This is a genomic window from Vibrio sp. L85, from assembly GCF_963871815.1.
Lineage (GTDB): Bacteria > Pseudomonadota > Gammaproteobacteria > Enterobacterales > Vibrionaceae > Vibrio > Vibrio harveyi.
Genome location: NZ_CAWMYL010000243.1, coordinates 28,503 through 53,698, shown reverse-complemented (window position 1 = coordinate 53,698; position 25,196 = coordinate 28,503). Strand labels below are relative to the sequence as shown.

Here is a 25,196-nt window from a genome sequence, read left to right as displayed (position 1 = left end):
TTTCAATTAATTACGGCTCAACTGATCTTTCAAGTTTGGCGGTGTGCCTTTAATCGTAAGCGTGTCTGTCTCTGGATCGTAGAAAATACGCTCACCCAGCAACAGGCTATCAAAGCTAATATTTAAGCCGCCACCAGCACCAACGTACTTAGTCAGTTTACGCACTGTAGAACGGTCGCCTGGGAATGACTCTTCCAACTCGTAACCTTGCTCTTTGGTGAAATCCATAAAGCTAGTACCATCTTGGCTAGGAGGAAGCTCACCAGACAGTTCAGAGATTTGCACCTCGTCGCCTGATTTAATTTGCTCGTTACAGTAATTGTAAACCTGCTTTTTGTATTCGTTCGCTTCTTGCTTTTCTAACTTAGAATCGGCACAGAAATCTTCCACCGCCTGCATCAGCACTTGGTTTTGCTGTTTAGTGTCTAAACCAACATCCGCTTGCAAGAAATCCAAGAAGAAGTCTGCCACTTTACGACCTACGCGACCTTTGATGTAAGAAAGGTAACGGTTTGAATCACGATCAGTGTCATAACTCGATAGATCGATGCGTGCCGCGATGTCCATCTTAGTGATGTCTAAATAATCCGTAGCATCGATATCTAAGCCTTCTGTCACTTTTAGGCTTTGGTTCATTGGTAAGATACCAATAAATAAATAATCCGTAGCCAAGCTCTGATACTCAGCAAAGACTAAGATACCTTCGTCAGCAAATGGGTACTTGATCAACTCTTCTTTCAAGCGATTTGCACTAATTTGTGAGAAATCATAAAAATCTCTCTCTCCTTTGCGCATTTCTTGAAGCCAAAACTGAAATTCGCTGTCTGATTGGAAAGAGCCGAAGCCTTTTCCTGCTTTAGAATGGAATACGCGATGCAGTTCCGCGACAAGGTTTTCTGTTGAGGTATCGTTTTCTAACGACGCCGGGCGAAGTTTAACAACCAGTTCGTCCTGATCGTTTTTGCACAATTGATGCAGAATAACGTTTGAAAGATGAAGGCTCATAGTGATTTTATCTTGCTACAAGGTTTAAGTTGTTAGGCATTGTAGGTTATCATAAGCCGCTTTTACTATCATTATTAGAGTCTTTATGCCGATTACATCTAAATATACTGACGAACAAGTAGAGAAAATTCTTGCTGAAGTGGGTGCTGTTCTTGAAAAACACGCTGCTTCTCCTGAGTTGACGCTAATGATTGCCGGAAATATCGCAACCAATGTCTTAAATCAACAAGTTGCTGCTTCACAACGCAAAGTTATTGCTGAAAAATTTGCTCAGGCACTGATGTCTTCTCTTGAAGCGCCAAAATCACACTAAAAACGGATAATAGAACAAGTACATGGTAGACAGCGGAAACTCATACGGCGAACGCGTATCCCGACTAGTAGGTTGGGGGCATTGGTTTGCATTCTTCAACATCGTCGCTTCGATGTTGATAGGTACACGCTATATCGTTCAATCGCCTTGGCCAGAAACCCTGATGGGTCAATTCTATTTGGCGGTTTCGTGGGTGGGGCATTTTGGCTTTCTTGTTTTTGCTCTGTACTTATTGGTTCTATTTCCGCTGACGTTTGTCCTGCCATCTAGGAAACTCTTCCGTTTGGTGGCAGTGATATTTGCTACGGTTGGTCAAACCGTGCTGCTGATTGATACTCAAGCGTATCAATCAATTAATCTGCACCTAAACCCTGTGGTTTGGGAGTTGTTGTTTAGCGAAGACAAAAGCGCACTCAGCTCAGATCTCCAACATTTATTTGTTGTGATGCCGCTGATCTTCCTTGTTCAACTCGCTTTATCTGAATGGGTATGGCGTAAACAGCGCAAACTTTCTCATAAACACGTTGGTCGACCATTGGCCGCCGTGTTCTTCTTAAGCTTCATCGCAAGCCATTTGGTTTACATCTGGGCTGATGCTTACTTTTACAATCCTATTACCAGCCAACGCTCTAACTTCCCACTGTCATACCCTATGACAGCGAAGAGCTTTATGGAAAAACACGGTCTTCTTGACCGCGAAGAGTACCTAAAACGCTTAGCTGAGAACCAAGGTAATATTGATTTAGTAAGCTACCCACTAGAGAAGCTAGAATTCAATCGTCGTGTTAACAAGTTAAACGTGCTGATGATCAGCGTGAACAACTTACGTGCCGACGCATTGAACCAAGACGAAATGCCGAGCTTGTACCAGTTCGCACAAGACAATCAAAACTTTGTTAATCATTACAGTTCGAGCAATGATACATACGGTGCATTTGGTCTGTTCTATGGTTTACCGAGTAGCTACGCAAGTAGCATCAAAGCTCAAGGTAGCGCACCAGTTATGCTAGATGTACTGAAAGATCAGGGCTATAGCTTTGGTTTATTCAGTGGCAATGGCTTTGAAGAAGACTTGTATTCTGAAGTTATCTTCCGCGGCTTAAACTTGGCAAACTCACTCGATGGAAGCCAAGCTCATACCGATCCACAATCTATTTCTGCGTGGAACACATGGCTAACAGAGCAAGCCCAGCAGCCTTGGTTTAGCTTCATTGAAGTGACAACCGTTGATAACTTCGAATCAGAAACGATGGCAGCGAATGAAGAGCTCCCTGCTAGCGAGCGATTCAAGCAAGCTTACGAGCAAGCGGTAAAATCGGCTGATAAAACAGTTGCGAAGATCATCGCAGACCTAGAAGAAAAGCAACTGCTTGCAAACACGATTGTGGTTATTACCTCAAACCATGGTAGCGAGTTCAACGAAACCAATACCAACAGTTGGGGCGCAAACAGCAACTACAGCAAATATCAACTGCAAGTGCCTATGGTTATCCATTGGCCAGGTATGCTACCAGCGGAATTTACCCACAGTACAAGCCACTTAGACTTGTCAGTGACACTGTTGCAAGACATGCTGGGCGTATCTTCAAACCCATACGATTACAGCAGCGGGCGTAATTTGTTTGATGAAAGTCGCCGTCGTTGGATCTTAGCCGGCGATACACGTGAAATAGCACTGATCACCGGCTCTCAAACGACCGTTATCGATAAGTTTGGTAACTACAAGCTGTACGATGACAATTACAAGCGTTTACGCGAAACATCGCCTAAACTGCCTGTTCTAATGCAAGGTTTGACAGAGCTTCAACGCTTCTATTCTAAAAGCAATTAATTGAACAAAAGCTCTCCACCCGGAGAGCTTTTTTGATTCTTTTCTCCACAAACAACACAAAATCGTGCACTAAACGTCCAAACGATTCATTTTAGGGTTTACAAGATTTTCAAAGCCTTATATTATGCGCCTCAACAACGGAGAGATGGCTGAGTGGTTGAAAGCACCGGTCTTGAAAACCGGCATACGTTAATAGCGTATCTAGGGTTCAAATCCCTATCTCTCCGCCACATTTAGAAAGCCCGTTGAGAAATCAGCGGGCTTTCGTCGTTTTAGCGCTCGGAGAATTACGGGATTTCTAAATCCCTAGTTGAGCGCACCCCCCGGACTAGGCGTCCCCGCACTCAGCCACATTTAAAAAGCTCGTCGAGAAATCAACGAGCTTTTATCGTTTTAGCGCTCGGAGAATTACGGGGTTTCTAAATCCCTAGTTGAGTACAACCTCGATACGTAGCCACTCTTAGAAATGTTCGTTGCGATGCGAATCAAAAAGAGTGCCACTACTCCAAACATTTATCACTCCTCAACTGATAAGAAAAAAGCCCACAACCTGAAGTGTAGGTGTACCTTGAGAGTGACTTACATTTATTATTAGGCGAATTATAAGGTGTTTATAACTGTTGCTAAGGTTACAGCTAGCCTAATATTTATCTCGGCAAATGACAGGACTCTCTTTCTGGCATGTGCTAAATCCATCTATTTGTTGCTTAGACAACGTCAAAGGCTAGGAAAATAAAAAGGGAAAGGATTCCCATCTTAACATCCCAATCAAGTGTAAAACCCGTTAATTATTGATGTCGTCTTCATCGCATTCCCGCGACTTGGTTAACCCTTCTTGATTTTGCTTTTCATGCAAAGCTTCGATTAACTTTTTATCAACTTCTGCAAAATATAGGTCTTCGATTGCTTTCTCCCGCAAACGCAGCTTTTCCGTAAAATCCATACGCTGCCGCCTCTTTTTTGACAATACTCACCTTAAGTATAGGTCTTAGGCTTGCCACAATAAAAAAGGTGAGACATCAGTGCCTCACCTTTCACAATCATTGGTTCTACTATCGTGGTTTATATACGCTTTCTGCGGCATTGATAAGCTGCATGTGAATGGGTACTAAATCTGAGTGATTACTTCGATACCCACCACCAACAACAGCGGCAACAGGAACCCCTTTATCTTTCATCAACTGCATTATGAAACGGTCTCGTTCATATATCCCTTGCATGGATACGTCAAAATAACCAAGTTCATCGTCGGTATGTATATCTACACCCGCATCATAGATAACCATATCCGGGCGGTGCAGGTTGAGCGCCATTTCAACCACTTCTTTAAACGTCATTAAGAAAGTATCGTCACTGGTTCCTCGGCTCAACGGAACGTCGAGATCTGAATCCGGTTTCCTCGCGGGAAAGTTCTTATCACAATGGAAAGACAGGGTGATGATATCAAGCTCGTCCGCACATAAAGTTGCAGTACCATCACCGTGGTGCACATCGCTATCAATAATAAGCACTTTGTCTACGTGCTCTGTCTCCAGCATGTGTTTTGCCGCGATCACCAAATCATTGAATAGACAAAAACCACTTCCAAAATCTTTATGCGCATGATGGTAGCCACCGCTAAGGTGAATCGCGACACCGTGCTCTAATGCCTTTTCTGCAGTCAAAACGGTGCCCGCTGTCGACATAAGCGTCCGCGAGACTAAGGTCTCACTCCAAGGAAATCCTATTCGACGCATTTTAGCTGCCGGCATATCGCCACTAACAAGCAAGTCCACATACTCCCCACTATGAACCAGCTTGATCTCATCCACGTTAAGCGGTTGAGGTTGGGAAAATTCGATATGTTGTCCCCAATCTTGTTGAACCAACTTGTCCTTCACTGCTTGATAAAGGTATTGGTACTTCATAATTGGATAACGGTGACCTTCCGGCAGTTCCAGTTGTGAGTAGATGGGATGATAGATCAGTGGCAACATGAGACATTCTTTTCAACAATCATTGTGAAATAGTACCAACTCCAAGAGTTGATTAAAAAGGAAATTAATTGATAATGATTTTCAATATCAGTTAATTTCCTTTCATTATGAACAAAACGTTATATACGATCCTTGGCGCTTTCTTTGGCTCTTTTTGCGCGATATCGCTTTTCATGTCAATGATGGTTGGAGCTTGGTGGCTGGTTGATTTTATTGCTCTGAGCTAACACAATGATCTTACTTCTATATCACCTAATTGAATCACACAGATAGGCACACCCATGAGTCAGACAGTCTTTATCACCGGAGCAAATCGCGGCATAGGTTTGAGCCTAACAGCACTGTATTTACAACAAGGTGCTCACGTACATGCGACCAGTCGCAATCTAGCAGAAAGCAAAGATCTGCAAGCGTTAGCATCAAACTATGACACGTTAACTTTGCATGAGTTAGACGTCACAAATTACAATGATGTCACTGAGTTAGCTAACCAACTCCCTGCTATCGATCTGCTGATCAACAATGCTGGGTATTACGGACCGAAAGGTTATGGTTTTGGGAATACAGACGTTGATGAATGGCGTCAAGTATTCGAGATAAATACGATCGCGCCCTTAAAGCTTGTCGAGAGCTTCTATCCTGTAATGAAAAAAGGGACAACTAAGAAGATCGCATGTATCTCTTCTAAAGTTGGCAGCATGACAGAAAATACCTCTGGAGGAGGTTACATCTATCGCTCTTCTAAATCTGCACTAAACTCAGTAGTAAAAAGCTTAAGTAATGATTTAACAGGTGAAGGTTTTACCGTACTCGCCCTACACCCTGGCTGGGTACAAACAGCAATGGGCGGACCAAACGCCCTTATCGATACTCAAACCTCCGCAGTAGGTCTTGCAAAAGTAATAGAGCAAAGCTCGCAGGAAAACTCTGGTCAGTTCATCAACTACGACGGAACCATGCTTCCTTGGTAATCTTTCGCAATCAATAGCTTAAAGTTGGGTCACGACAATCTAATCGTGTCGTGATCTTTCTATCCCCCCCTTCTTTATCTCATCACTTTACTTGAATTTCACTCATTCCTATCCAGACTTAGTGAGGATATCGACCACTAAGGAGAGTAACCATGGCTGCAGATAAAGATCTGGTCAATTTCAGTGAAGATCATGAACTCAATTACTGCTTGAGAAGTGCAGGTAAACGTCAAACTCAAGCGAACCGAGACACGCTTGTCGACTTGGGACGACAAGTAAAACAAGATTTAGGAAAGCGTGTTTTAACGCAAGATGATGTGCGCGGTGCGATACAAAGTAATGGGGAGCTATTTGATTAGCAGCGATCCATAAATGATAAAAAGCGGCAATCCAGGTGCCGCTTCGCTTATTGATTATTTAGACACTTTCTGTTTAGTGGGTCTAAATCAAGAATCGGCAACAAAGTATACAAGCCAAGACCCTTATATTTGCAAAGAGTGCCCTTTGGGAGCGTATCTTTGACTCGCTTTTTTAGTCAAACAAATGGCTGCGTCAAACAACTTGGAAAGAGCTGGCTATTAAACTGCGTTGTTTTCCTTACTCTCGAATCAATGACAACGCTCTGAATCCTGCATCTTGAAGTCACTTGGGTATACGTTTGCCTGTACTCGACTTTGATGGGCTCTTTTTGGAATAGCTGCGCTTCTTGCGTTTAAATGCAGGACGCTCGACCTTAGGAAGGTGACGTAAAGAATCTGGAATAGGACCGGACTTCACCTCGCCCATCAAACCATCGATACGTTGCTCTAACGCCTGCATAAAAGGTTGATAAGCTTGATTTCGCTCTGCCATACCCTGCAATTGGTGTTCCCAATGTGCTGTCATATCGGGATAAGTCGAGTCCATCGGCAAAGCATGGATCAAACCACGACCTGCTGGTGAGCTTAAAATCGACTTTCCCTGACGCGTTAAAAGTTGGCGCTTAAACAAGGTGTCTAAAATTCCGGCTCTGGTCGCTTCTGTTCCCAAACCGTCTGTATCGCGTAAGATCTTCTTCAGTTCTTTGTCTGCTACGTAACGCGCAATCCCAGTCATCGCTTGCAGCAATGTCGCTTCAGTAAAATGCTTTGGAGGTTCTGTCTTACGGTCTTTAATTTCCCCTTCCCGACACGCCAGTACCGTACCTTCTTGTAATGGCGGTACAGCATCGATGCCCTCGTCCTCTTTGTCCGTTTTCCCCATGAGTGCTTTCCATCCCTGAGAAACCAACTGGCGACCTTTAGCGATAAACGTGCCACCAGCGATATCAAATACAAGCTTCGCTTCTGCGTAAACGGCAGCTGGATAGAATTGCATTAAATATTGACGTGCAATGAGTTGATACACCTTCATCTCATTACCTGACAACGCGTTCACATTTGCTTGTTTAGGCGTTGGGATGATTGCGTGGTGAGCATCAACTTTTTTGTCGTTCCACGCTTTGGACTTAATTGACAAATCCGCACCTTGCACCGCACTTTGTAGCTCTTTGGCATTGTTGGAGATAGCAGAGGTAACAGAACCCGCTTGTGCGTAATGCTCCATAGGCAAGTAACGACAATCCGAACGCGGGTAAGTGATCAACTTATGTTTTTCATAGAGAGCCTGACAGGTATCTAGTACTTGTTGTGCGCTCATCCCATAACGTTTAGCAGCATCGATTTGTAACGCAGATAGTGAATAGGGAAGCGGAGCCGATTGTTTGGTTTGCTTTTGTTCTGACTCGGTCACTTTGGCGGGCTGATTGGCAATGCGATTCGCCACGTTCTCTACGAGCTTTCTACTCAGAACACGCCCCTCTTCGTCTTGCCATGGTTTACACGCCTCACTAGGTTTCCAACGCGCACGTATATCAAACGAACCATTTTGATCTTGATATGGAATTAAAGCATGCAGCGTGAAGTAGTCTTTCGGCACAAAGTTCTCGATTTCTTCGTCACGACGCACCACCAGACCTAACACTGGAGTTTGCACCCGCCCTACTGACAAAACACCTTGATAGCCCGCTTTTTGGCCCAGCAAAGTGTAAGCACGCGACATGTTCATTCCGTAAAGCCAATCGGCTCGAGAACGCGCCAAAGCAGAAACAGAAAGAGGAATAAAGTCGCGGTTACTGCGCATCGAGCTTAAGGCTCGTTTTACTGCAGGCAAGTTCAAGTCCGAAATCAACAATCGTTGAGTGGCTTCTTTTTTGGTTTTGGAGAGTTTGCAATAGTCCAGAACCTCATCCACTAACAGTTGCCCTTCTCGATCAGGGTCTCCTGCATGAATGACCTCCGTAGCCTCTTTGAGAAGTTTACGGATCACTGTGAGTTGTTTACTGGCACTCTTCCTCGGTCTCAGTTGCCATTGCTGTGGAACAATCGGTAAATCAGCCAGATTCCATTTCTTATACCGTTCGTCATAAGCGTCAGGTTCTACTTGCTCTAACAGGTGACCAATACACCAAGTTACGACATCACCGTTTCCACAGCGGATAAAGCCTTGATCTTTCTTTTGAGGATTTGGCAACGCAGCCGCTATAGCGCGACCTAGACTTGGTTTTTCAGCAATAAACAGACGAGACATAAAGTTCAGAAAATCAAAACAATGAGGGGGACATTATCTAATGTCCCCCTAACAAATCAAGAAAAACTGTACAGATGAACAGTGATAAGGTCACGATTCTAGATTATTGAAACTCAACGAATTGAGACAGTTCACGCTCTGGCACTTTCATTGGCGTACAACCAGGGGTGCCTAAATACAGGAAACCTACGATTTGGTCTTTGCCTTCAAGACCAAACGCTTGATGTACTTCTGGATGGAACATCCACTTTCCTGAACGCCAAAAGCCTTGGAAACCTTGGGCAACCGCCGCCATTTGCATCGCTTGCACCGCACAACCTGCAGACAGATATTGTTCCAGTTCTGGGACTTTTTCGTGTTCTGTCACTTTAGCAATCACAGTGATAACCATAGGCGCGCGAAAAGGCGCGTTTTTCACTTTTTCTATCACCGCGTCTTCGCTGTTTTCAGCTTCTGCTGCTCTCACAAGGATATCTGACAACTTTTTAAGACCATCCCCTTGAGCAATAACAAAACGCCAAGGCGTCAATCCTGCGTGATCTGGCGCTCGCAGACCTGCACGAATGATATTTTCTAGAGCTTGCCCTTCTGGTGCAGGCTCAGACAACTTGGCAATAGAACGGCGGTTGAGCAAAAGATCGAGAGCTTCCATGAACAAGTCCTTATTAGGTGAGTTATTATTTTTACGCGTTCACTTTAGCATAATCCACTTTGGCAAATAACACTCTGTTTTATAGGGTTTAAAACCATAAAAAAAGCTGCGCACAAGGCGCAGCCACAAAAGGTTAAGAATGAAAAAGATCCGTCACAGATAACTACAGTTTTACAGCAAGTTTGACGCCTTGACGGATAGCGCGCACCGCATCAAGTTCTCCTGCATGATCTGCGCCGCCAATAATATGCAGTTTTTCACCAAGCTCGTGCCACTTGTCTTCAAATGGACGAACCGACTCTTGCCCGGCACAAATCACCACTTTATCTGCAGCTAACAATTGTTCTTTGCCATTCACATGAATGTGCAAACCAGTATCATCTATCTTGTCGTAAGACACGCCACCATATAAGTGAACACCGCGTTTCTCTAATGTGCGTTTATGAATCCAACCCGTAGTTTTACCCGGACCTTTCCCGACACGACCTTTACGACGTTGTAGAACCCATACTTCTTTATCACTAACAGCATCGGGATAAGGGTATAAACCGCCCGGTTGAGACATCTCTTTGTCGATTCCCCATTCGTGTAGCCAATCATCCAACGTCTGACCAACTGGTTCAGTGAGCATGGTGGCTACATCGACACCAATACCACCAGCACCAACAATGGCAACTTTCTCACCTACAGGAGTTTTATCTCGAATGAGTGTTTGATAGTCGATCACTTTTTCTGGATTATCGATGCCATCAATTTTAACTTTACGAGGCTCTACACCCGAAGCCATCACCACTTCATCGTATTCGGTCAATAAGTCATAGTTAGCTTCTGTTTCTAGGTGAAGGTTAACGCCCGTCTCCTCAATGCGATTTGCAAAGTAACGAATCGTTTCACGGAATTCTTCTTTGCCCGGGATTTGCATCGCTAAGCGGAACTGCCCTCCAATGCGGTCATTTTTCTCAAACAGATCCACTTTGTGTCCACGCTCAGCCAATGTAGTAGCACACGCAAGACCGGCAGGACCCGCCCCAATAACGGCAATGTTTTTCTTCTTGAATGCGGGTTCTACGACAATTTCTGTTTCATAACAGGCGAGCGGATTGACCAAACAGCTCGCTCGCTTGCCTTTAAATACGTTATCCAGACACGCTTGGTTGCAACCAATGCAAGTATTAATCAATTGGGACTTCTCTTGTTCAGCCTTAGCGACAAAGTAAGGATCAGCTAAGAAAGGTCGCGCCATTGATACCATATCAGCGTGTCCAGAAGAGAGAATACGTTCAGCTTCGTCAGGGGTATTAATTCGGTTACAAGTAATAATAGGAACCGAAACGTGAGGTTTGACTTTTTCAGTAACCCAAGTAAACGCACCTCGCGGAACTTGAGTCGCAATCGTTGGGATACGAGCCTCGTGCCAACCGATACCCGTATTGATGATGGTTACACCCGCTTCTTCTAGTGCCTTTGCCAGTTCAATCACATCATCAAAGGTGCTGCCTTGCTCAACCAAATCAAGCATAGAGAGTCGGAAAATAATAATGAACTTTTCACCAACCGCTTTGCGCACCGCTTTGACAATTTCAACCGGGAAACGCATGCGTTTTTTGTAGCTGCCGCCCCACTCGTCATAACGCATGTTGGTGCGCTTACATAAAAACTGGTTAATCAAATAACCTTCAGAGCCCATCAGCTCCACGCCATCGTAACCCGCAAGCTGTGCCAATTCAGCACTGTTAGCAAAAGCGTCGATGGTCTTTTTGATCTGACGTTCGCTCATTTCACTAGGTGCAAATTTTGCGATCGGAGCTTTGATTCCCGACGCACTTTGCGCGAATGGGTGCATCGCATAACGTCCGGCATGAAGAATTTGCAAAGCGATTTTGCCACCATGTTTATGTACGGCCTCTGTCACAACCTGGTGTGCTTTAGCGTGTTTCGGCTTACTAAACTCAGCACTCAAAGGGTGTAGTCGACCACGTAAGTTTGGAGAAAAACCACCCGTCACGATAAGACCTACACCGCCCTTCGCACGCTCTTCATAGAACGCCGCAAGCTTTTGTAGTCCTTCTTTGTGTTCTTCTAAACCGGTGTGCATTGATCCCATCAAGACGCGGTTTCGTAGCTGTGTAAAACCTAAGTCCAATGGTTTTAACAAATTTGGGTACATGGCAGACATCACTAAACATCCATTTTTATTGTTGTGGTCTGACCACAGTACGCTGCAAAAACCAAAAAATCAAACAAGCGTTTACATTTTTGCAACACACGTCAATCTCGCGCTAAACTATGCCAATTGTTGAATGAGCGTGATAAGCTAAAAAAATTGTTATCTTTTGAGATCTTAGAGATAAGACCCCATACTTTGTAATATTAGGGAATGACTATCTCGTTATGGAGACAAGATGAAAAAAATCTTCCAATTTATTGGTCTGATATTTAAGGGAATATGGAAAGCCATTACCTTTGTCAGACTTGCTCTGGCAAATTTGATCTTCCTAGTGATGATTGCCGTCTTTTACTTTGCTTTTACATACACTGGTGAAGGTCAGCCTACTGTTGAAAAAGAATCGGCTCTTGTGATGAACCTTTCTGGCCCTATCGTTGAGCAGCGCCGTTATGTTAATCCGATGGACTCCGTCGCAGGTTCAATCCTAGGTAACGAAATTCCGAAAGAAAACGTACTCTTCGATATCGTCGATACCATTCGTTACGCCAAAGACGATCCGAAAGTTTCTGGCTTAGTCCTAGCTTTACGCGATATGCCGGAAACCAACCTGACCAAGCTTCGCTACATCGCCAAAGCGTTGAACGAATTTAAAACGTCAGGCAAGCCTGTCTATGCCGTCGGGGACTTCTACAACCAGAGCCAATACTACCTGGCAAGTTATGCAGATAAAGTGTTCCTAGCACCTGATGGTGGCGTGTTGATCAAGGGTTACAGCTCTTACTCAATGTACTACAAAACCTTGTTAGAGAAGCTAGACGTATCAACACACGTATTCCGTGTTGGTACCTACAAATCCGCAATTGAGCCCTTCATCCGTGACGATATGTCTGATGCAGCGAAAGAATCAGCAACACGCTGGATAACGCAACTTTGGAGTGCCTTTGTCGATGACGTTGCGACTAACCGTAACATTGATGCAAAAGTACTAAACCCAACAATGGATGAGCTCCTTGCTGAAATGAAATCCGTTGATGGTGATCTTGCACAACTTGCTGTGAAAATGGGTCTAGTAGATGAACTTGCAACGCGTCAAGACGTTCGAAAGTTATTCGCAAAAGAATTTGGTAGTGATGGCAAGGACAGTTACAACGCAATTGGTTACTACGATTACCTAGCGACCATGCGCCCTAACTTAATGCCGTCTGAAAATGACATTGCTGTTGTCGTCGCGAGCGGTGCGATTATGGATGGTCAGCAACCACGTGGCACTGTTGGTGGCGATACGGTTGCAAGCCTACTACGCCAAGCTCGTAATGACGACAAGGTAAAAGCAGTCGTACTTCGAGTGGACAGCCCTGGCGGTAGTGCATTTGCTTCAGAAGTGATCCGTAATGAAGTGGAAGCGCTTAAAGAAGCAGGTAAACCTGTGGTCGTATCTATGTCTAGCCTTGCTGCTTCAGGTGGTTACTGGATCTCAATGAGCGCAGACAAGATCGTTGCTCAACCAACAACGCTGACAGGCTCAATTGGTATCTTCAGTGTGATCACTACATTTGAAAAAGGCTTCGCTAAACTTGGTATCAGCACCGATGGTGTAGGCACTTCACCATTCTCAGGTGACGGTATCACAACGGGATTGTCTGAAGGTGCGTCTCAAGCATTCCAGCTTGGCATTGAGCACGGTTACAAGCGCTTTATTTCACTGGTGGGGTCCAACCGTGATATGTCTGTGGAAGACGTCGACAAAGTGGCACAAGGTCGAGTTTGGACAGGTCAAGACGCAATGTCATTCGGCTTGGTGGACCAAATGGGTGACTTCGATGATGCGGTAGAACTGGCTGCGAAATTAGCAGAAGTCGACAACTACGATATCTACTGGGTCGAAGAGCCACTATCGCCAACAGAACAACTGATCCAAGAGTTTATGAATCAGGTCAAAGTATCTCTCGGTATCGACGCGACTGCGTTTTTACCAAAGAGCCTTCAACCTGTCGCTCAACAATTTGAGCAAGACGCAAGCATGCTGCAAAGCTTTAACGATCCAAAAGGTCAATATGCGTTCTGTTTGAACTGCCAAGTGCAATAGCTTTCCTAGCTTAGCCAAAAAGGGGCGTCTCTGTGCGAGATGCCCCTTTTTATTAGGTTTCATTTCGCTATAATCCCCGCCACTGTTCCCCTACATGAAGTAAAGTAGAACGATGACTAGAAAACATATCTACATCGCTTACACCGGTGGCACCATCGGTATGCAAAAATCGGATCACGGCTACGTGCCTGTGGCTGGCTTTATGGAAAAGCAACTAGCCAGTATGCCCGAGTTCCACCGTCCAGAAATGCCGGAATACACTATCCACGAGTACGAACCACTGATCGACTCTTCAGATATGACGCCTGCTGACTGGCAGCAAATCGCAGACGACATCCGTGACAACTACGAAAAATATGATGGTTTTGTGATTTTGCATGGTACTGACACCATGGCATACACCGCTTCAGCCTTGTCTTTCATGTTGGAAAATTTAGGTAAGCCCGTTATCGTGACAGGCTCACAGATTCCGTTGGCTGAGCTACGCTCAGACGGACAAGCAAACCTCCTTAATGCCCTGCACATTGCGGCCAACTACCCAATCAACGAGGTAACACTGTTCTTCAACAACCAGTTGATGCGTGGTAACCGTAGTACCAAATCTCACGCAGATGGATTCAATGCCTTTACTTCACCTAACCTGCCACCGCTTTTGGAAGCAGGGATCAATATCCAAATCAGTAACAATGTTACGGTTGGTGCAAAACCAGAAGGTGAGTTCAAAGTACACAACATCACGCCACAGCCAATTGGTGTGATCACCATGTACCCTGGCATTTCACACGAAGTAATCCGCAACACGCTACGCCAACCAGTTAACGCTATGATCCTGTTGACGTTCGGTGTAGGTAACGCACCACAAAACCCTGAGCTACTTGGCCATTTAAAAGAAGCCTCAGAACGTGGAGTGATCGTCGTAAACCTGACTCAATGTTTGGCAGGTAAAGTGAACATGGGCGGCTATGCAACAGGTTGTGCCCTGGCAGATTCTGGCGTGATCAGCGGCTTTGATATGACACCAGAAGCGGCACTTGCGAAACTTCACTATCTTCTAAGCCAAAACTTGTCGTATGAAGAGATCAAACTGAAGATGCAAGAAGTGCTTCGAGGTGAAATGAGTCTATAACACGTTAATGACTCCACCGAACACGAAAAAGCCCAATCGAAATGATTGGGCTTTTTACATCTAAAAGGTGAATCAGTTGAGGTTTGGATTAACTCGAACGATGTCACTCTCTTCTTGTTTAAACTGTTTTTTCAATTCTTGCTTGGACTTAAAGCTGATTTCACCACCAGCGGCAACCGTCATATGTTGAGCTTCAGTATTATGTTTTGATTGATACAACATCACAGCTTGCATACATGAGTCTCGCTGCTCTTGAGAAAGTGGTGTACCCTCGGGCCATCTACCTGTTTCTACTGCGTAAACCAATCGATCATAGACTTCTGGAGTTATCGCATCTAATAATTGTTCTGCGTCCATAATGTACCTTCTTATTACATTCTATTTACAGAACATAACGGTATAGAAAACAGAGTCAAGAACCTGAAAATGAATTGGTGTAACGGATCACAAGCAAAACCATGAAACGAACATACTGGTTACTAGCAAGCCTTTTCAGCCTAACATTAACTGGCTGCTTTGAAGGCAATGTCACAACGGAAGAATTGTGTCAAAACAACCCCAAACTTCGCTGCGAGAAGTTAAATATGGACGATGGTCAATGTCGAATTCCGCGAACGAATCTTGTCTGGCATCGTTTTGAATTGCTCAAGAGCCCGACCGAAGCCAACCAAGTGATCGAATATGGCTTGGTGGCAGAGTACCGCAAGTGTCTAGAACTCGCTTCGCAAATCACGCCTATCGATCAAAGTGCGTTAAAACGTAAACGCTTTGATGCCTTGGTGCACAGCATTGATGAACTAGATCGCATTGTGAATGAACTCAAAGGTACAAAAGACCCTGCCACTCTCTATTTTTTATGGTCGCAAACAGGTGACACACAAGCTCGCCGACAGTTTTTACAAATGGAAGGTTCGCCAGAACTGAATACAGCAGAAATGCAATACGCCTTGGCAACGTTCTATACCAACCGCGATCAGCAAAAGACATTAACATTACTTCATAATTCACTATCGATGTCGAATGAGGACAACTTAAACCCTGAGATTTTAAAATCCTTAGCAAGCATCAACCAAGGTCAGGGAAACAAAGCACAAGCGTACTTGTGGGCAATGGTGGCTAAACGCTTCGATGTTCCCCTTGCAGATGAGCAGCAGTTAAAACGCATGTTCAACTTTGCACAGCCAGAGAAATATGAACAATTAGACGATCTTGCTAAATCAATATCTAAGGCAATAGAGAAAGGAAATTATTCACCAAGGATGATTCCAAGCGATTTATAAAATAAAAAAACTCCCATTCATATAGGGAGTTTTTTTATTTGTAGAGTAATCGTTTGTCTTATATTAATTGAAAGGATGAAACATTCTTTCAGTCCAAAATGGCGTTATTGGTCGGATTTGTTGAAAATTAACGACACTGAGTTTACACAATAGCGTTCGCCTGTTGTTTGCGGTCCATCTTCAAAAACGTGACCTAAATGGCTGTCACAAGCCGCACATCGGATCTCTGTACGAACCATTCCGTGACTTAGATCTTTTAGATAGCGCACCGCGGTATCATTAATTGGTGCATCAAAACTTGGCCATCCACACCCTGAATCGTACTTGTTATCGGAGATAAATAGAGGGGCATCACAACATGTGCAGGTATACACACCTGTGTCTTTATTGTGAAGCAATTTACCGCTGAACGGAGCCTCTGTACCATGCTCACGACACACGCGAAACTCTTCCTCTGAAAGCTGCTCACGCCACTGTTCATCGGACTTCGTTACTTTTCTTCCGCTTTGTTCTACCAATTTCTGTTCCTTATTTCTTATTTTTGGCAATGACTTTTTTAGCAAAAAACTTGCTTCTCGTAACAGTTGTAGCACATACTTTCTCACCAGGACACCATGTGTAATTAATTTGATACGAGTTCTTATCTCGAAAGTTATATTACGCCAACTGGAATGTAGAATAACCAGTTAAAAGTTTAAAAAACGAGCATTTGCGAAGAATTGTTAAAAAAAGCGTCGCTTTTTTTTGACTTTAAACAAGTTAAGTCCGATTATCTGTTGCAGATGTTTACTGGATTTTGTAATTTTACTACCAGTTATCTTTAATCAGAAATTAAGTTGTGGAGCAACTATAATGACTATCAAAGTAGGTATTAACGGTTTTGGCCGTATCGGTCGTTTCGTATTCCGTGCAGCGCAAGAGCGCAACGACATCGAAGTTGTAGGTATTAACGACCTTATCGACGTAGATTACATGGCATACATGCTTAAGTACGACTCAACTCACGGCCGTTTCAACGGTACTGTTGAAGTTGAAGGCGGTAACCTAATCGTTAACGGTAAAACTGTACGTGTAACTGCAGAACGCAACCCAGAAGACCTAAAATGGGACGCAATCGGTGTTGACGTAGTAGCTGAAGCAACTGGTCTTTTCCTAACTGACGAGACTGCACGTAAGCACATCACTGCTGGCGCGAAGAAAGTTGTTCTAACTGGTCCTTCAAAAGACGCTACTCCAATGTTCGTAATGGGCGTTAACCACGCTACTTACGCTGGTCAAGACATCGTTTCTAACGCTTCTTGTACTACTAACTGTCTAGCGCCTATCGCTAAAGTTCTTAACGACAAGTTCGGTATCGAATCTGGTCTTATGACTACAGTTCACGCTACTACAGCAACTCAAAAAACTGTAGACGGTCCTTCTGCTAAAGACTGGCGCGGTGGTCGTGGTGCTTCTCAAAACATCATCCCATCATCAACTGGTGCTGCTAAAGCTGTAGGCGTTGTTCTTCCAGAACTAAATGGCAAACTAACTGGTATGGCTTTCCGCGTACCAACAGCTAACGTTTCTGTAGTTGACCTAACAGTTAACCTAAAAGAAGGCGCATCTTACGAAGCTATCTGTGCAGCAATGAAAGAAGCTTCTGAAGGCGAACTAGCTGGCGTACTAGGCTACACTGAAGACCAAGTTGTTTCTCAAGACTTCATCGGTGAAGTTCAAACTTCAGTATTCGATGCTAAAGCTGGTATCGCTCTAACTGATAACTTCGTTAAAGTTGTATCTTGGTACGACAACGAAATCGGTTACTCAAACAAAGTTCTAGACCTAATCGCTCACATCTCTAAGTAATTAGACAGTTAGCAATTAGCGAATAACTTCGTTAAAGAAAAGGCGGCTCTAGAGTCGCCTTTTTTGTATCTGGAATTTGAGAGAATATAAAATCGATATAACATCTGTTCTGCAAGTATCGACAACGCTCTCCCCCAGCTATAGGAAATAACACATGGATTTAAAAACTCTCCCAGCACTCACTGTGTTATCTGACAACGTCACTATCGTTGAAGTTGATCAGGTTAAAGTCGTCCGCGTTATTCATGAGAAAGCAACGGCAGGCATCGCGCTACATGGCGGTCACGTTGTGTCATTTACACCAGCGGGTAAAGAAGACCTCATCTGGATGAGTGAGAAAGCAATTTTTGATGGTAAAGCAGCACTTCGCGGTGGTATTCCTGTCTGTTGGCCTTGGTTTGGTCGCATTGCGGCACCGGCTCATGGCTTTGCTCGCACGGCGGAATGGGAACTAGTTGAACACCGCGAAAATGATAATGGCGTGATCGTTGAACTCGCTCTATTCCCAACTGAAGAAACTCACGACATCTGGCCACACATGTTTGATGCTCGCTTGATGGTTGAAATCAGCGACCAATTGAAAGTGACATTAAAAGTCACCAACATCGATGATGCAGAGTGGACATTCTCTGGTGCACTGCATACCTACTTAAACGTTGGTGATATCAAGCAAGCACAAACAACAGGCATGGGACCTGAATACATCGACAGCTTAAAAGAAGGTGAAATCTGCCAAGGCGGTGATGTCCTTCAACTGACTGATACGATTGACCGTGTTTACACTCAACCAGAAGCACAAATCTTGGTGAAAGACGCGGTACTGAATCGCACACTAAGTGTAGAAAACCAAGGTCATAACTCTGCGGTATTGTGGAACCCTTGGGCTACAGGCGCACAAGGCATGGGTGATATGGCAGACAATGGTTACGAGACCATGCTGTGTGTTGAGTCCACGGTACATGCACCAAGTATCAAGCAAGGCAAAACCTTGCAGCCAGGCGAGACTCACGAGCTTATTACTGTGATTTCTGCCCATTAACACTACTCAAAGGTCGGTTCAACCGACCTTTTTACCACCAGCAGGTACAAGGTTTGGGTAGCCAGTGCCATACTTTAAAGTACAAGCATCGGAGCAAAAGCACATTCGTCTAAATAAGGTCCGTATGATGAAACACACTGTTTTCTTGATACCACTGTTCGCTACCCTTTTATTTGGATGTATACCCAAGTAACCTTTGAAAGGTTCTACGAGACGAACAAACCGTTTAAGAAAATTGAAGGGCTAACCTTCGACAATCAGAACCAAGCTTCAAAGTTGAATGCTTTCATATGTCCCGTCGAGTCAGACAACCAGTGGAAATCAGTCCAAGTCATCGACTATTACCGATAAACTCATCTGTGTTATTGCGTGCCATAACGAATAATCGATTCTCGATAAAGCGAAAGTAGTGCCTCATTCTTCACTCCTACCCCGACATTTTGCGCAGAGAATACGCTCCATTCATCATTCATATATTTGCGCTGATCGGCTTTCTGGATCGTCATACCTTCTGCCGGTCCATCAGTAACCACTCTTACAGCCCCACAACGCAGATTGAAGAGTGTTGGGTCAATCACATAGGCAATAGCGGAAGGATCGTGAACATGACATCCATCCATCCCTACCTTTTCCGAATAAAACTTCAGGTAGTAACGGCTCACATCCCAAATAAACTGCCCCACTTCCCCTGCATCATCTCGAAGTTGATCAAGGTATTGACCAGTAAAGAAGCTCTCCTCTGTGACATCTAACCCAATAATCACCACCGGCCATGATGCAGTAAATACCTTGTCTGCGGCATGAGGATCATCATGAATATTTGCTTCTGCGTATGGCGTGACATTGCCTCTATGGCCGTTCTCACCAAAAGCGCCACCCATCACAACCACTTCCTTAACTAAGTGAACAATTTCAGGGTCCGCTTCCAGTGCCAGAGCAAGGTTAGTAAGTGGGCCAACAGCCACTAAGGTAATCTCTCCCGGCTGCTCACGAACACTATCGATAATGTACTGATAAGCGGGCTTATCAATAGCAGTTACATTCAGTGAGCTTGGTGCCTTCACATCACCAAAGCCTTCTTCGCCATGCACGACAACCGTCGCTCCGACAGGTGCTTTTATTAAAGGTTTATCCGCCCCCTTGGCAACGATAGCATTCATACCAAACTTCTGTTTTAGGTACAGCGCGTTGTGAGTCGCATTGTCTATGGTCGCATTACCATAAACGGTAGTGATACCCATAAGCTCGATATCCGGATGAGCTTCTGCAAAAAGAATAGCCATCGCATCATCGATACCTGGGTCTGTGTCTAGAATGATTTTCTTTGTCATATGAGCATCTATTTCACGCAAGGAAGCACTAACAATACCTATAAAAAACAAGGATAAACGTGACAAAAATCTAAGGTATGAGTTTTGTCATCCTACATCTCTAGACGACAGCTCGATCTAGCGAAAGGAAATTGGTCATCATTGCTCCAACTTAAAATCAAAGTTTCGAGCTTTTTTTGAAAGAAAATTGCTTAATTAACGGTCAGTTAGTGCCTAAGCTATTGGTTGCGGTGGTTTTTTGACAACTAACTTAATAAAAATCAAAAAAACACGTCATATAAATCGATAGCATGCCGATACAAGATTTATAACATCGAAAAATATCAGGAATGACACTACATGCTAGACAATTATCGAAACCAAAGTGTCGGTTTTCAGCTAAAGCTGGTAATCACGCTGTGTCTACTCATCGCATTTTCAAGCATTGCTGCGCTTGTTTATCAAAACGCTTCTAACGTACTTTTAGAAAACACCCTCAAAGAACATCAATCTAAAGTTGAATCGATGGCAAAAACCATTGCCGGTCAATTCAACGCTTATTTACACACGGCAGAAGTTCTGGAATCAACTTTCCGTAATGGGTATCTAGCTGGTGTATATGTAGAGAATTACACTGTCGACTTTCAAGGTCATCAGGTTCCAAACATTACCCAATACAGCGAAAGCCTGATTGGTGATACCAAATTGGTGGATACCTTTACGCGTGATACTGGCGCTATCGCAACGCTATTTGCCCCACTAGGAAATGATTTCATTCGTGTTGCAACATCATTAAAAGATCCTCAAGGTAAGCGAGCTCTGGGAACGACACTTGGTCAAAATCACCCGGGCTATCAGAAACTTATGAGTGGTCAGCCTTACTACGCACAAATCAAACTTTATGGTGAGCGCTACATCACCTACTACGCCCCTTTAAAAGGTGCAAATGGTAAGGTCCAAGGAATTTCTTTTATCGGTCTCCCTGTTGAGCGCGCGACACAAGATCTCTTCAACTCATTAAAGACTGTAAAATGGGGAGATACGGGTTACACCATTATCTTGGATAATGAGAAAAGTAACCAAGGTCACTACCTTCTTCATCCAACACGAACAGAAAGTGAGCCACCGATTCAAGAAGTTGCTGACTACAACGGTAACAAGCCTTTCCACCAATTATTCGAACAAGACAGTGGTCTGATTCGATACCCATTTGAATATCAAGGAACGGTAGGTGAGAAATACCTTGTTTACACTCAAGTGCCTGGTTGGAATTGGAAGCTGTTGGGTGGCACATTTATCCACGAAGTGACCAAAGGCAGCCAAACGTTGCTTAAACTGATCGCGACTATCTCTGTCATTGTTGCTGCGGCGACATTTTTGGTGCTGACATTGGTTCTAAACCGCATGCTAAACCCACTCACTGTACTGAACGGTTATATGAACCGCTTAGCGAAAGGTGAAGTAAGTATTGATATTCCTGCATCAGGAAAAGCGTCTAAAAATGAAATCATTAACCTGAACAACGGCGTCGCTAACATGGCGGGGCAATTGAACGAGTTAGTTGGTCAAATTCGAACAACAAGCGACCAAGTTGAGAGCAACTCAACAAGTGTTGTGGATGATGCGAACCGCAACTTGATGCAATCCGATCTTCAGCAAGAACAGGTTGAACAAGTTGTGACTGCGATTGAGGAGATGGCATCATCCGCTCAATCCGTTGCACAACAGGTTGAACAAATTGCAGAAAACGTCCGCTCTGCAAATACAGATAGCCAATCTGGTTTGGGCGTAGTTGAAGGGGTTTGCATTGATGTGGCACAGCTCAACGATCAGCTAGACCAATCTGCGGCAGCGATTGAGCAAGTAAACCGTGATAGTGAAAGCATCCAAACTGTCACGAAAATGATTGATGAAATTGCTGAGCAAACTAACCTACTCGCTCTTAATGCTGCAATTGAAGCAGCGCGAGCTGGTGAGCAGGGTCGTGGCTTTGCGGTCGTAGCAGATGAAGTTCGTACACTGGCTCATCGCACTCAAACCTCGGTGAAAGACGTTGTGGAAATCATTGAGAAACTTAAAGGCTCAACAAGCAATGCCGTAAGCATGATGACGGAAAGTCAGCAAAACGCGAATAAGGTACTTGATAAGGCACAAGAAGCAGGCACTGCGCTTGAAGCCATTGCGGGTCAAGTTCAATCCATCGCCTCTCAAGCAGACGCAATTGCGGCAACGTCTGAAGAACAAGCACAAGTTTCTCAAGAAATCGCGGCAAATGCTCACTCTATCAGTGAGTTGAATCGTGAAAGCCGTGACACAAGTGCAAAAACATCACACAGTGCGACCGAGCTGCAACAGCAAGCACAAAACTTGAAACACCAAGTGGACTTCTTCCACTAAGCCATCAAGTAAAACCATCAAAGAGCCGATATTTTCGGCTCTTTTTTGTTTCGCTTACCCACCCCCTTTTTGATAGAATCTGCCGCCCTACTTCTTGTCCAGAGATCGTCATGAACTATCAATGTCCTCTATGTCATCAACCTCTTGAGCTCACCGCAAAGACGTTTAAATGTGAAAACAATCATCAATTCGACCTAGCGAAAGAAGGCTACGTAAACTTGATGCCAGCACACCACAAACGCTCAAAAGATCCAGGTGACAACAAAGAGATGATGCAGGCGCGTCGTCGCTTTCTTGAGGGAAATCATTACGACCCAATGCGCCAAGAAGTCGCTCGTCTTTGTGCAACCTATACTCAAGGTACAAGTCATCAGTTATTGGATATTGGCTGTGGTGAAGGTTACTACACAGACCAAGTTCAGCGCTCATTACATGCACAAGATGAAAACGCCAATGTCTATGGGTTAGATATCTCAAAAGTCGCTATTCGTTATGCGTCTAAACGCTACCCACATTGCGATTTCAGTGTTGCATCAAGCCATCGGCTACCATATGCAGATCGGTCTCTGGATGCTATTTTGCGCATCTATGCACCATGCAAAGCAGAAGAATTGCAGCGTGTTATCAAAGACAATGGTGTGGTGATCACTGTGACGCCAGCGGGTCGCCACTTGTATCAGTTCCGCGAACGCATTTATCAAGAAGTTCGCCTGCACAATGAAGAGCCAGAGCACATCGAAGGTTTCGAATTAGAGTACCAACAGAAGCTGAACTACACCATGGACTTAAAAGATGGCGTCGCATTCGATTTGCTGCAAATGACACCATTTGCATGGAAAGCCAGCGATGAACTTCGTGACGAGCTAAAGTCATCTACACTTTTCCAATGTGAGGCTGACTTTATGTTGCGTGTTTACCGTAAGAAAACGACTCAAGCAGGTACCGAAGAATAAATGTAACGCTAATTATTCTCATTACCATTGATTCATTTATCAGCCTCCATTAATATCGTCCGGACATTTTTGGAGGCTTTTTAATGCGCTTTTCTACACTAAGTCTGATTTTTGCAGGCTTGCTAACTGGCTGTGCTTCAAACGCACCCACCGCTCCTGACGCGATAACTGGTGACGTAACCAGTTTCTATGACTACCAGCTACATGACCCTGCTGGTAAAGCCATCTCAATCAACCAATTACCCTCTGAATTACAACAAGCAGACGTTATTTTAATTGGTGAATGGCACACTCACGCAGGTATCCATCGTTTTCAAACAGATATGCTCAAACAGCTGTCAAAGACAGACCGTCCTATAGCACTTTCAATGGAACAAGTTACTCGCGACAAACAAGCTATCTTAGACGCTTACCTTGATGGAGAGATTGGCGAGCAGTACTTCATGAAGCAGAGCAACGCATGGCCGAACTACGAAAGCGATTACCGTCCTTTGGTGGAATTTGCTAAGCAAGCCGATATTCCTGTGATCGCAGCAAACGCACCGAAGAACATCGTTCGCTGTATCGGTCGTCAGGGTGCAGATTACATAAATAAGCTCGACAGTGACGAGCGCAGCTTCATCGCTGATGAAGTAAATACGGCAAACAGCCCATACAAAGAAAAGTTCATGGCATCTATGCACCATGGCAAGCCAGAGCAAACAGAGAAACAATACGCCGCTCAGGTTACTTGGGATGAAACGATGGCGGACTCGATCGTCAAATACCTTGCAAAACACCCTGACACTCAAGTCGTGCATATAGCCGGTAAGTTCCACACAGAAGATGGTTTGGGCACTGCTGCTTCCATTTTACGCCGTAACCCAGACCTAAAAGTCGTTGTTATTACCCCAACAGCAGAGGTTACTTCGGAAAGTTTGGATTACCAACTAGAAGTACTTTCTCCACCAGTGCGTTATGTACAAGATGCCAACCGAATGGCAGCGTACAAGCACCTAGCAACACGCAACAGTGACCTTCAATGTAAGTAATCAGAAGCATCTTACAACCGATATAGAGAAATAGGTCTGCTTTTTGCAAGCAACTTGGTTTGTATACCTAAGAAGCGGCAAAAACAGACCTATTTTTTTCTGATTGATTCAAGATATATCTATTGCCGTCGATATAAAGATAACTGCTTTTTACCTGCACTCAATCAGAGAGTGTCGTTGTTCGAAGGGGTAACAGATGAATCCAGTAGGAAGCAATTCAGTCAATACATACGCTGCTCAACAAAATAAAGTTGAACAAGCGAAAGCCAGCGAAAAAATCACCGATGGCGCACCATTAAAGATTGAGCAAAATAAAGTATCACTCTCTAGTGAAGGGAAAGCACTACTCGCTGCGCTTCAGCAAATCGATCATGAAAGCAAGAAGGCGGAACTCGAAAACCAAACCGTTGGCGACAAAGTCGAATCTTTTGCTCATGGAGCGCTGGGTATGGACCATCCTCACACTATCGAAGAAGAGGAAGATGGCTCTTACTCTGCAGGTCAATATCTTTCAGCAGCCCTCACGGTTGGTGGTATCATCTTAGCTCTTGTTTAGGCGTTAACCGTTTGGCATCAGGTTAAACAAGAGTTTCTTTCGTTACGA

Annotated in this window: 22 protein-coding genes and 1 tRNA gene; 14 read left to right on the top strand and 9 right to left on the bottom strand. The window is 44.3% G+C overall.

What is annotated here, in order from left to right; all coding sequences use genetic code 11:
• Positions 1-6: 6 nt before the first annotated feature.
• The gene (gene yejK / locus AACR11_RS23055) at positions 7-1,005 is read right to left on the bottom strand and encodes a nucleoid-associated protein YejK (protein ID WP_005444652.1); all 999 of its coding nucleotides are present in this window, start codon (positions 1,003-1,005) and stop codon (positions 7-9) included.
• Positions 1,006-1,090: 85 nt separating this feature from the next.
• Between yejK and AACR11_RS23050 the strand changes: the two genes are divergently transcribed.
• From AACR11_RS23050 to AACR11_RS23040, 3 genes are all read left to right on the top strand, one after another.
• The gene (locus AACR11_RS23050; RefSeq protein WP_005444651.1) at positions 1,091-1,318 is read left to right on the top strand and encodes a YejL family protein; all 228 of its coding nucleotides are present in this window, start codon (positions 1,091-1,093) and stop codon (positions 1,316-1,318) included.
• Positions 1,319-1,340: 22 nt separating this feature from the next.
• Positions 1,341-3,149 carry a DUF3413 domain-containing protein gene (locus tag AACR11_RS23045; RefSeq protein ID WP_009698525.1) on the top strand — a complete coding sequence of 603 codons (1,809 nt, stop codon included), beginning with the start codon at positions 1,341-1,343 and terminating at the stop codon, positions 3,147-3,149.
• A gap of 139 nt (positions 3,150-3,288) precedes the next feature.
• A tRNA-Ser gene (locus AACR11_RS23040) sits at positions 3,289-3,379 on the top strand.
• Between the two features lie 554 nt (positions 3,380-3,933).
• Here AACR11_RS23040 and AACR11_RS23035 read toward each other — a convergent pair.
• Both AACR11_RS23035 and AACR11_RS23030 read right to left on the bottom strand, forming a co-directional pair.
• Positions 3,934-4,092, bottom strand: a complete 159-nt coding sequence (locus tag AACR11_RS23035; RefSeq protein WP_005444649.1) for a hypothetical protein — start codon at positions 4,090-4,092, stop codon at positions 3,934-3,936.
• Positions 4,093-4,201: 109 nt separating this feature from the next.
• Complete coding sequence (locus AACR11_RS23030) at positions 4,202-5,125, bottom strand: histone deacetylase family protein (RefSeq protein ID WP_029790474.1); 924 nt, start codon at positions 5,123-5,125, stop codon at positions 4,202-4,204.
• A gap of 281 nt (positions 5,126-5,406) precedes the next feature.
• On the opposite strand from AACR11_RS23030, the gene AACR11_RS23025 reads away from it, so the two are divergent.
• Positions 5,407-6,096, top strand: a complete 690-nt coding sequence (locus AACR11_RS23025) for an SDR family oxidoreductase (protein ID WP_029790475.1) — start codon at positions 5,407-5,409, stop codon at positions 6,094-6,096.
• Positions 6,097-6,248: 152 nt separating this feature from the next.
• Entirely contained in the window at positions 6,249-6,455 is a 207-nt protein-coding gene (locus AACR11_RS23020; protein ID WP_005444646.1) for a hypothetical protein, read from the top strand.
• A gap of 283 nt (positions 6,456-6,738) precedes the next feature.
• Here AACR11_RS23020 and AACR11_RS23015 read toward each other — a convergent pair whose 3' ends face one another.
• The 3 genes from AACR11_RS23015 to AACR11_RS23005 form a co-directional block, all read right to left on the bottom strand.
• Positions 6,739-8,703, bottom strand: coding sequence for a DNA topoisomerase III (locus AACR11_RS23015; RefSeq protein ID WP_029790477.1), 1,965 nt, complete (start codon positions 8,701-8,703; stop codon positions 6,739-6,741).
• A 103-nt stretch (positions 8,704-8,806) separates the two neighbouring features.
• Positions 8,807-9,355, bottom strand: a complete 549-nt coding sequence (locus tag AACR11_RS23010) for an NAD(P)H nitroreductase (protein ID WP_005444644.1) — start codon at positions 9,353-9,355, stop codon at positions 8,807-8,809.
• Between the two features lie 163 nt (positions 9,356-9,518).
• Entirely contained in the window at positions 9,519-11,531 is a 2,013-nt protein-coding gene (locus AACR11_RS23005) for an NADPH-dependent 2,4-dienoyl-CoA reductase (RefSeq protein WP_009698533.1), read from the bottom strand.
• Between the two features lie 226 nt (positions 11,532-11,757).
• Here AACR11_RS23005 and sppA point away from each other — a divergent pair, with 226 nt between their 5' ends.
• Complete coding sequence (gene sppA / locus AACR11_RS23000; protein WP_029790478.1) at positions 11,758-13,608, top strand: signal peptide peptidase SppA; 1,851 nt, start codon at positions 11,758-11,760, stop codon at positions 13,606-13,608.
• Between the two features lie 112 nt (positions 13,609-13,720).
• Positions 13,721-14,734 carry an asparaginase gene (gene ansA / locus AACR11_RS22995; protein WP_005444639.1) on the top strand — a complete coding sequence of 338 codons (1,014 nt, stop codon included), beginning with the start codon at positions 13,721-13,723 and terminating at the stop codon, positions 14,732-14,734.
• Between the two features lie 72 nt (positions 14,735-14,806).
• On the opposite strand, the gene AACR11_RS22990 is transcribed toward ansA, so the two are convergent.
• Positions 14,807-15,091, bottom strand: coding sequence for a YeaC family protein (locus tag AACR11_RS22990; protein ID WP_005444637.1), 285 nt, complete (start codon positions 15,089-15,091; stop codon positions 14,807-14,809).
• Between the two features lie 101 nt (positions 15,092-15,192).
• Between AACR11_RS22990 and AACR11_RS22985 the strand changes: the two genes are divergently transcribed.
• Positions 15,193-16,014: a DUF2989 domain-containing protein gene (locus AACR11_RS22985; RefSeq protein ID WP_005444635.1), complete on the top strand. Its 822-nt coding sequence runs from the start codon at positions 15,193-15,195 to the stop codon at positions 16,012-16,014.
• A 104-nt stretch (positions 16,015-16,118) separates the two neighbouring features.
• On the opposite strand, the gene msrB is transcribed toward AACR11_RS22985, so the two are convergent.
• Positions 16,119-16,532 carry a peptide-methionine (R)-S-oxide reductase MsrB gene (gene msrB / locus AACR11_RS22980; protein ID WP_005452043.1) on the bottom strand — a complete coding sequence of 138 codons (414 nt, stop codon included), beginning with the start codon at positions 16,530-16,532 and terminating at the stop codon, positions 16,119-16,121.
• Between the two features lie 334 nt (positions 16,533-16,866).
• Here msrB and gap point away from each other — a divergent pair, with 334 nt between their 5' ends.
• Complete coding sequence (gene gap / locus AACR11_RS22975; RefSeq protein ID WP_005452046.1) at positions 16,867-17,862, top strand: type I glyceraldehyde-3-phosphate dehydrogenase; 996 nt, start codon at positions 16,867-16,869, stop codon at positions 17,860-17,862.
• A gap of 154 nt (positions 17,863-18,016) precedes the next feature.
• Positions 18,017-18,901, top strand: coding sequence for a D-hexose-6-phosphate mutarotase (locus tag AACR11_RS22970; RefSeq protein ID WP_005452049.1), 885 nt, complete (start codon positions 18,017-18,019; stop codon positions 18,899-18,901).
• Between the two features lie 362 nt (positions 18,902-19,263).
• Here AACR11_RS22970 and AACR11_RS22965 read toward each other — a convergent pair whose 3' ends face one another.
• Entirely contained in the window at positions 19,264-20,232 is a 969-nt protein-coding gene (locus tag AACR11_RS22965) for a nucleoside hydrolase (protein ID WP_029790479.1), read from the bottom strand.
• 339 nt (positions 20,233-20,571) lie between these two features.
• Between AACR11_RS22965 and AACR11_RS22960 the strand changes: the two genes are divergently transcribed.
• From AACR11_RS22960 to AACR11_RS22945, 4 genes are all read left to right on the top strand, one after another.
• Complete coding sequence (locus tag AACR11_RS22960) at positions 20,572-22,608, top strand: methyl-accepting chemotaxis protein (RefSeq protein WP_029790480.1); 2,037 nt, start codon at positions 20,572-20,574, stop codon at positions 22,606-22,608.
• A gap of 110 nt (positions 22,609-22,718) precedes the next feature.
• On the top strand, positions 22,719-23,561 hold the full coding sequence (gene rlmA, locus AACR11_RS22955; RefSeq protein ID WP_017189340.1) for a 23S rRNA (guanine(745)-N(1))-methyltransferase: 843 nt from the start codon (positions 22,719-22,721) through the stop codon (positions 23,559-23,561).
• Positions 23,562-23,644: 83 nt separating this feature from the next.
• Positions 23,645-24,592, top strand: a complete 948-nt coding sequence (locus AACR11_RS22950) for a ChaN family lipoprotein (protein ID WP_029790481.1) — start codon at positions 23,645-23,647, stop codon at positions 24,590-24,592.
• 196 nt (positions 24,593-24,788) lie between these two features.
• Positions 24,789-25,148, top strand: coding sequence for a hypothetical protein (locus AACR11_RS22945; protein WP_005452054.1), 360 nt, complete (start codon positions 24,789-24,791; stop codon positions 25,146-25,148).
• The last annotated feature ends 48 nt before the right edge of the window (positions 25,149-25,196 follow it).

What these genes read in the sequence shown, in the direction of transcription:
- AACR11_RS23035 (WP_005444649.1), bottom strand. Translation starts at nt 4,092, where the DNA reads ATGGATTTTACGGAAAAGCTGCGTTTGCGGGAGAAAGCAATCGAAGAC.
- AACR11_RS23005 (WP_009698533.1), bottom strand. Translation starts at nt 11,531, where the DNA reads ATGTCTGCCATGTACCCAAATTTGTTAAAACCATTGGACTTAGGTTTT.
- AACR11_RS23045 (WP_009698525.1), top strand. Translation starts at nt 1,341, where the DNA reads ATGGTAGACAGCGGAAACTCATACGGCGAACGCGTATCCCGACTAGTA.
- AACR11_RS22950 (WP_029790481.1), top strand. Translation starts at nt 23,645, where the DNA reads ATGCGCTTTTCTACACTAAGTCTGATTTTTGCAGGCTTGCTAACTGGC.
- yejK (WP_005444652.1), bottom strand. Translation starts at nt 1,005, where the DNA reads ATGAGCCTTCATCTTTCAAACGTTATTCTGCATCAATTGTGCAAAAAC.
- AACR11_RS22985 (WP_005444635.1), top strand. Translation starts at nt 15,193, where the DNA reads ATGAAACGAACATACTGGTTACTAGCAAGCCTTTTCAGCCTAACATTA.
- AACR11_RS23010 (WP_005444644.1), bottom strand. Translation starts at nt 9,355, where the DNA reads ATGGAAGCTCTCGATCTTTTGCTCAACCGCCGTTCTATTGCCAAGTTG.
- AACR11_RS22990 (WP_005444637.1), bottom strand. Translation starts at nt 15,091, where the DNA reads ATGGACGCAGAACAATTATTAGATGCGATAACTCCAGAAGTCTATGAT.
- AACR11_RS23020 (WP_005444646.1), top strand. Translation starts at nt 6,249, where the DNA reads ATGGCTGCAGATAAAGATCTGGTCAATTTCAGTGAAGATCATGAACTC.
- sppA (WP_029790478.1), top strand. Translation starts at nt 11,758, where the DNA reads ATGAAAAAAATCTTCCAATTTATTGGTCTGATATTTAAGGGAATATGG.
- AACR11_RS23025 (WP_029790475.1), top strand. Translation starts at nt 5,407, where the DNA reads ATGAGTCAGACAGTCTTTATCACCGGAGCAAATCGCGGCATAGGTTTG.
- AACR11_RS22965 (WP_029790479.1), bottom strand. Translation starts at nt 20,232, where the DNA reads ATGACAAAGAAAATCATTCTAGACACAGACCCAGGTATCGATGATGCG.
- gap (WP_005452046.1), top strand. Translation starts at nt 16,867, where the DNA reads ATGACTATCAAAGTAGGTATTAACGGTTTTGGCCGTATCGGTCGTTTC.
- AACR11_RS22945 (WP_005452054.1), top strand. Translation starts at nt 24,789, where the DNA reads ATGAATCCAGTAGGAAGCAATTCAGTCAATACATACGCTGCTCAACAA.
- AACR11_RS22970 (WP_005452049.1), top strand. Translation starts at nt 18,017, where the DNA reads ATGGATTTAAAAACTCTCCCAGCACTCACTGTGTTATCTGACAACGTC.
- AACR11_RS23030 (WP_029790474.1), bottom strand. Translation starts at nt 5,125, where the DNA reads ATGTTGCCACTGATCTATCATCCCATCTACTCACAACTGGAACTGCCG.
- rlmA (WP_017189340.1), top strand. Translation starts at nt 22,719, where the DNA reads ATGAACTATCAATGTCCTCTATGTCATCAACCTCTTGAGCTCACCGCA.
- ansA (WP_005444639.1), top strand. Translation starts at nt 13,721, where the DNA reads ATGACTAGAAAACATATCTACATCGCTTACACCGGTGGCACCATCGGT.
- AACR11_RS23050 (WP_005444651.1), top strand. Translation starts at nt 1,091, where the DNA reads ATGCCGATTACATCTAAATATACTGACGAACAAGTAGAGAAAATTCTT.
- AACR11_RS23015 (WP_029790477.1), bottom strand. Translation starts at nt 8,703, where the DNA reads ATGTCTCGTCTGTTTATTGCTGAAAAACCAAGTCTAGGTCGCGCTATA.
- AACR11_RS22960 (WP_029790480.1), top strand. Translation starts at nt 20,572, where the DNA reads ATGCTAGACAATTATCGAAACCAAAGTGTCGGTTTTCAGCTAAAGCTG.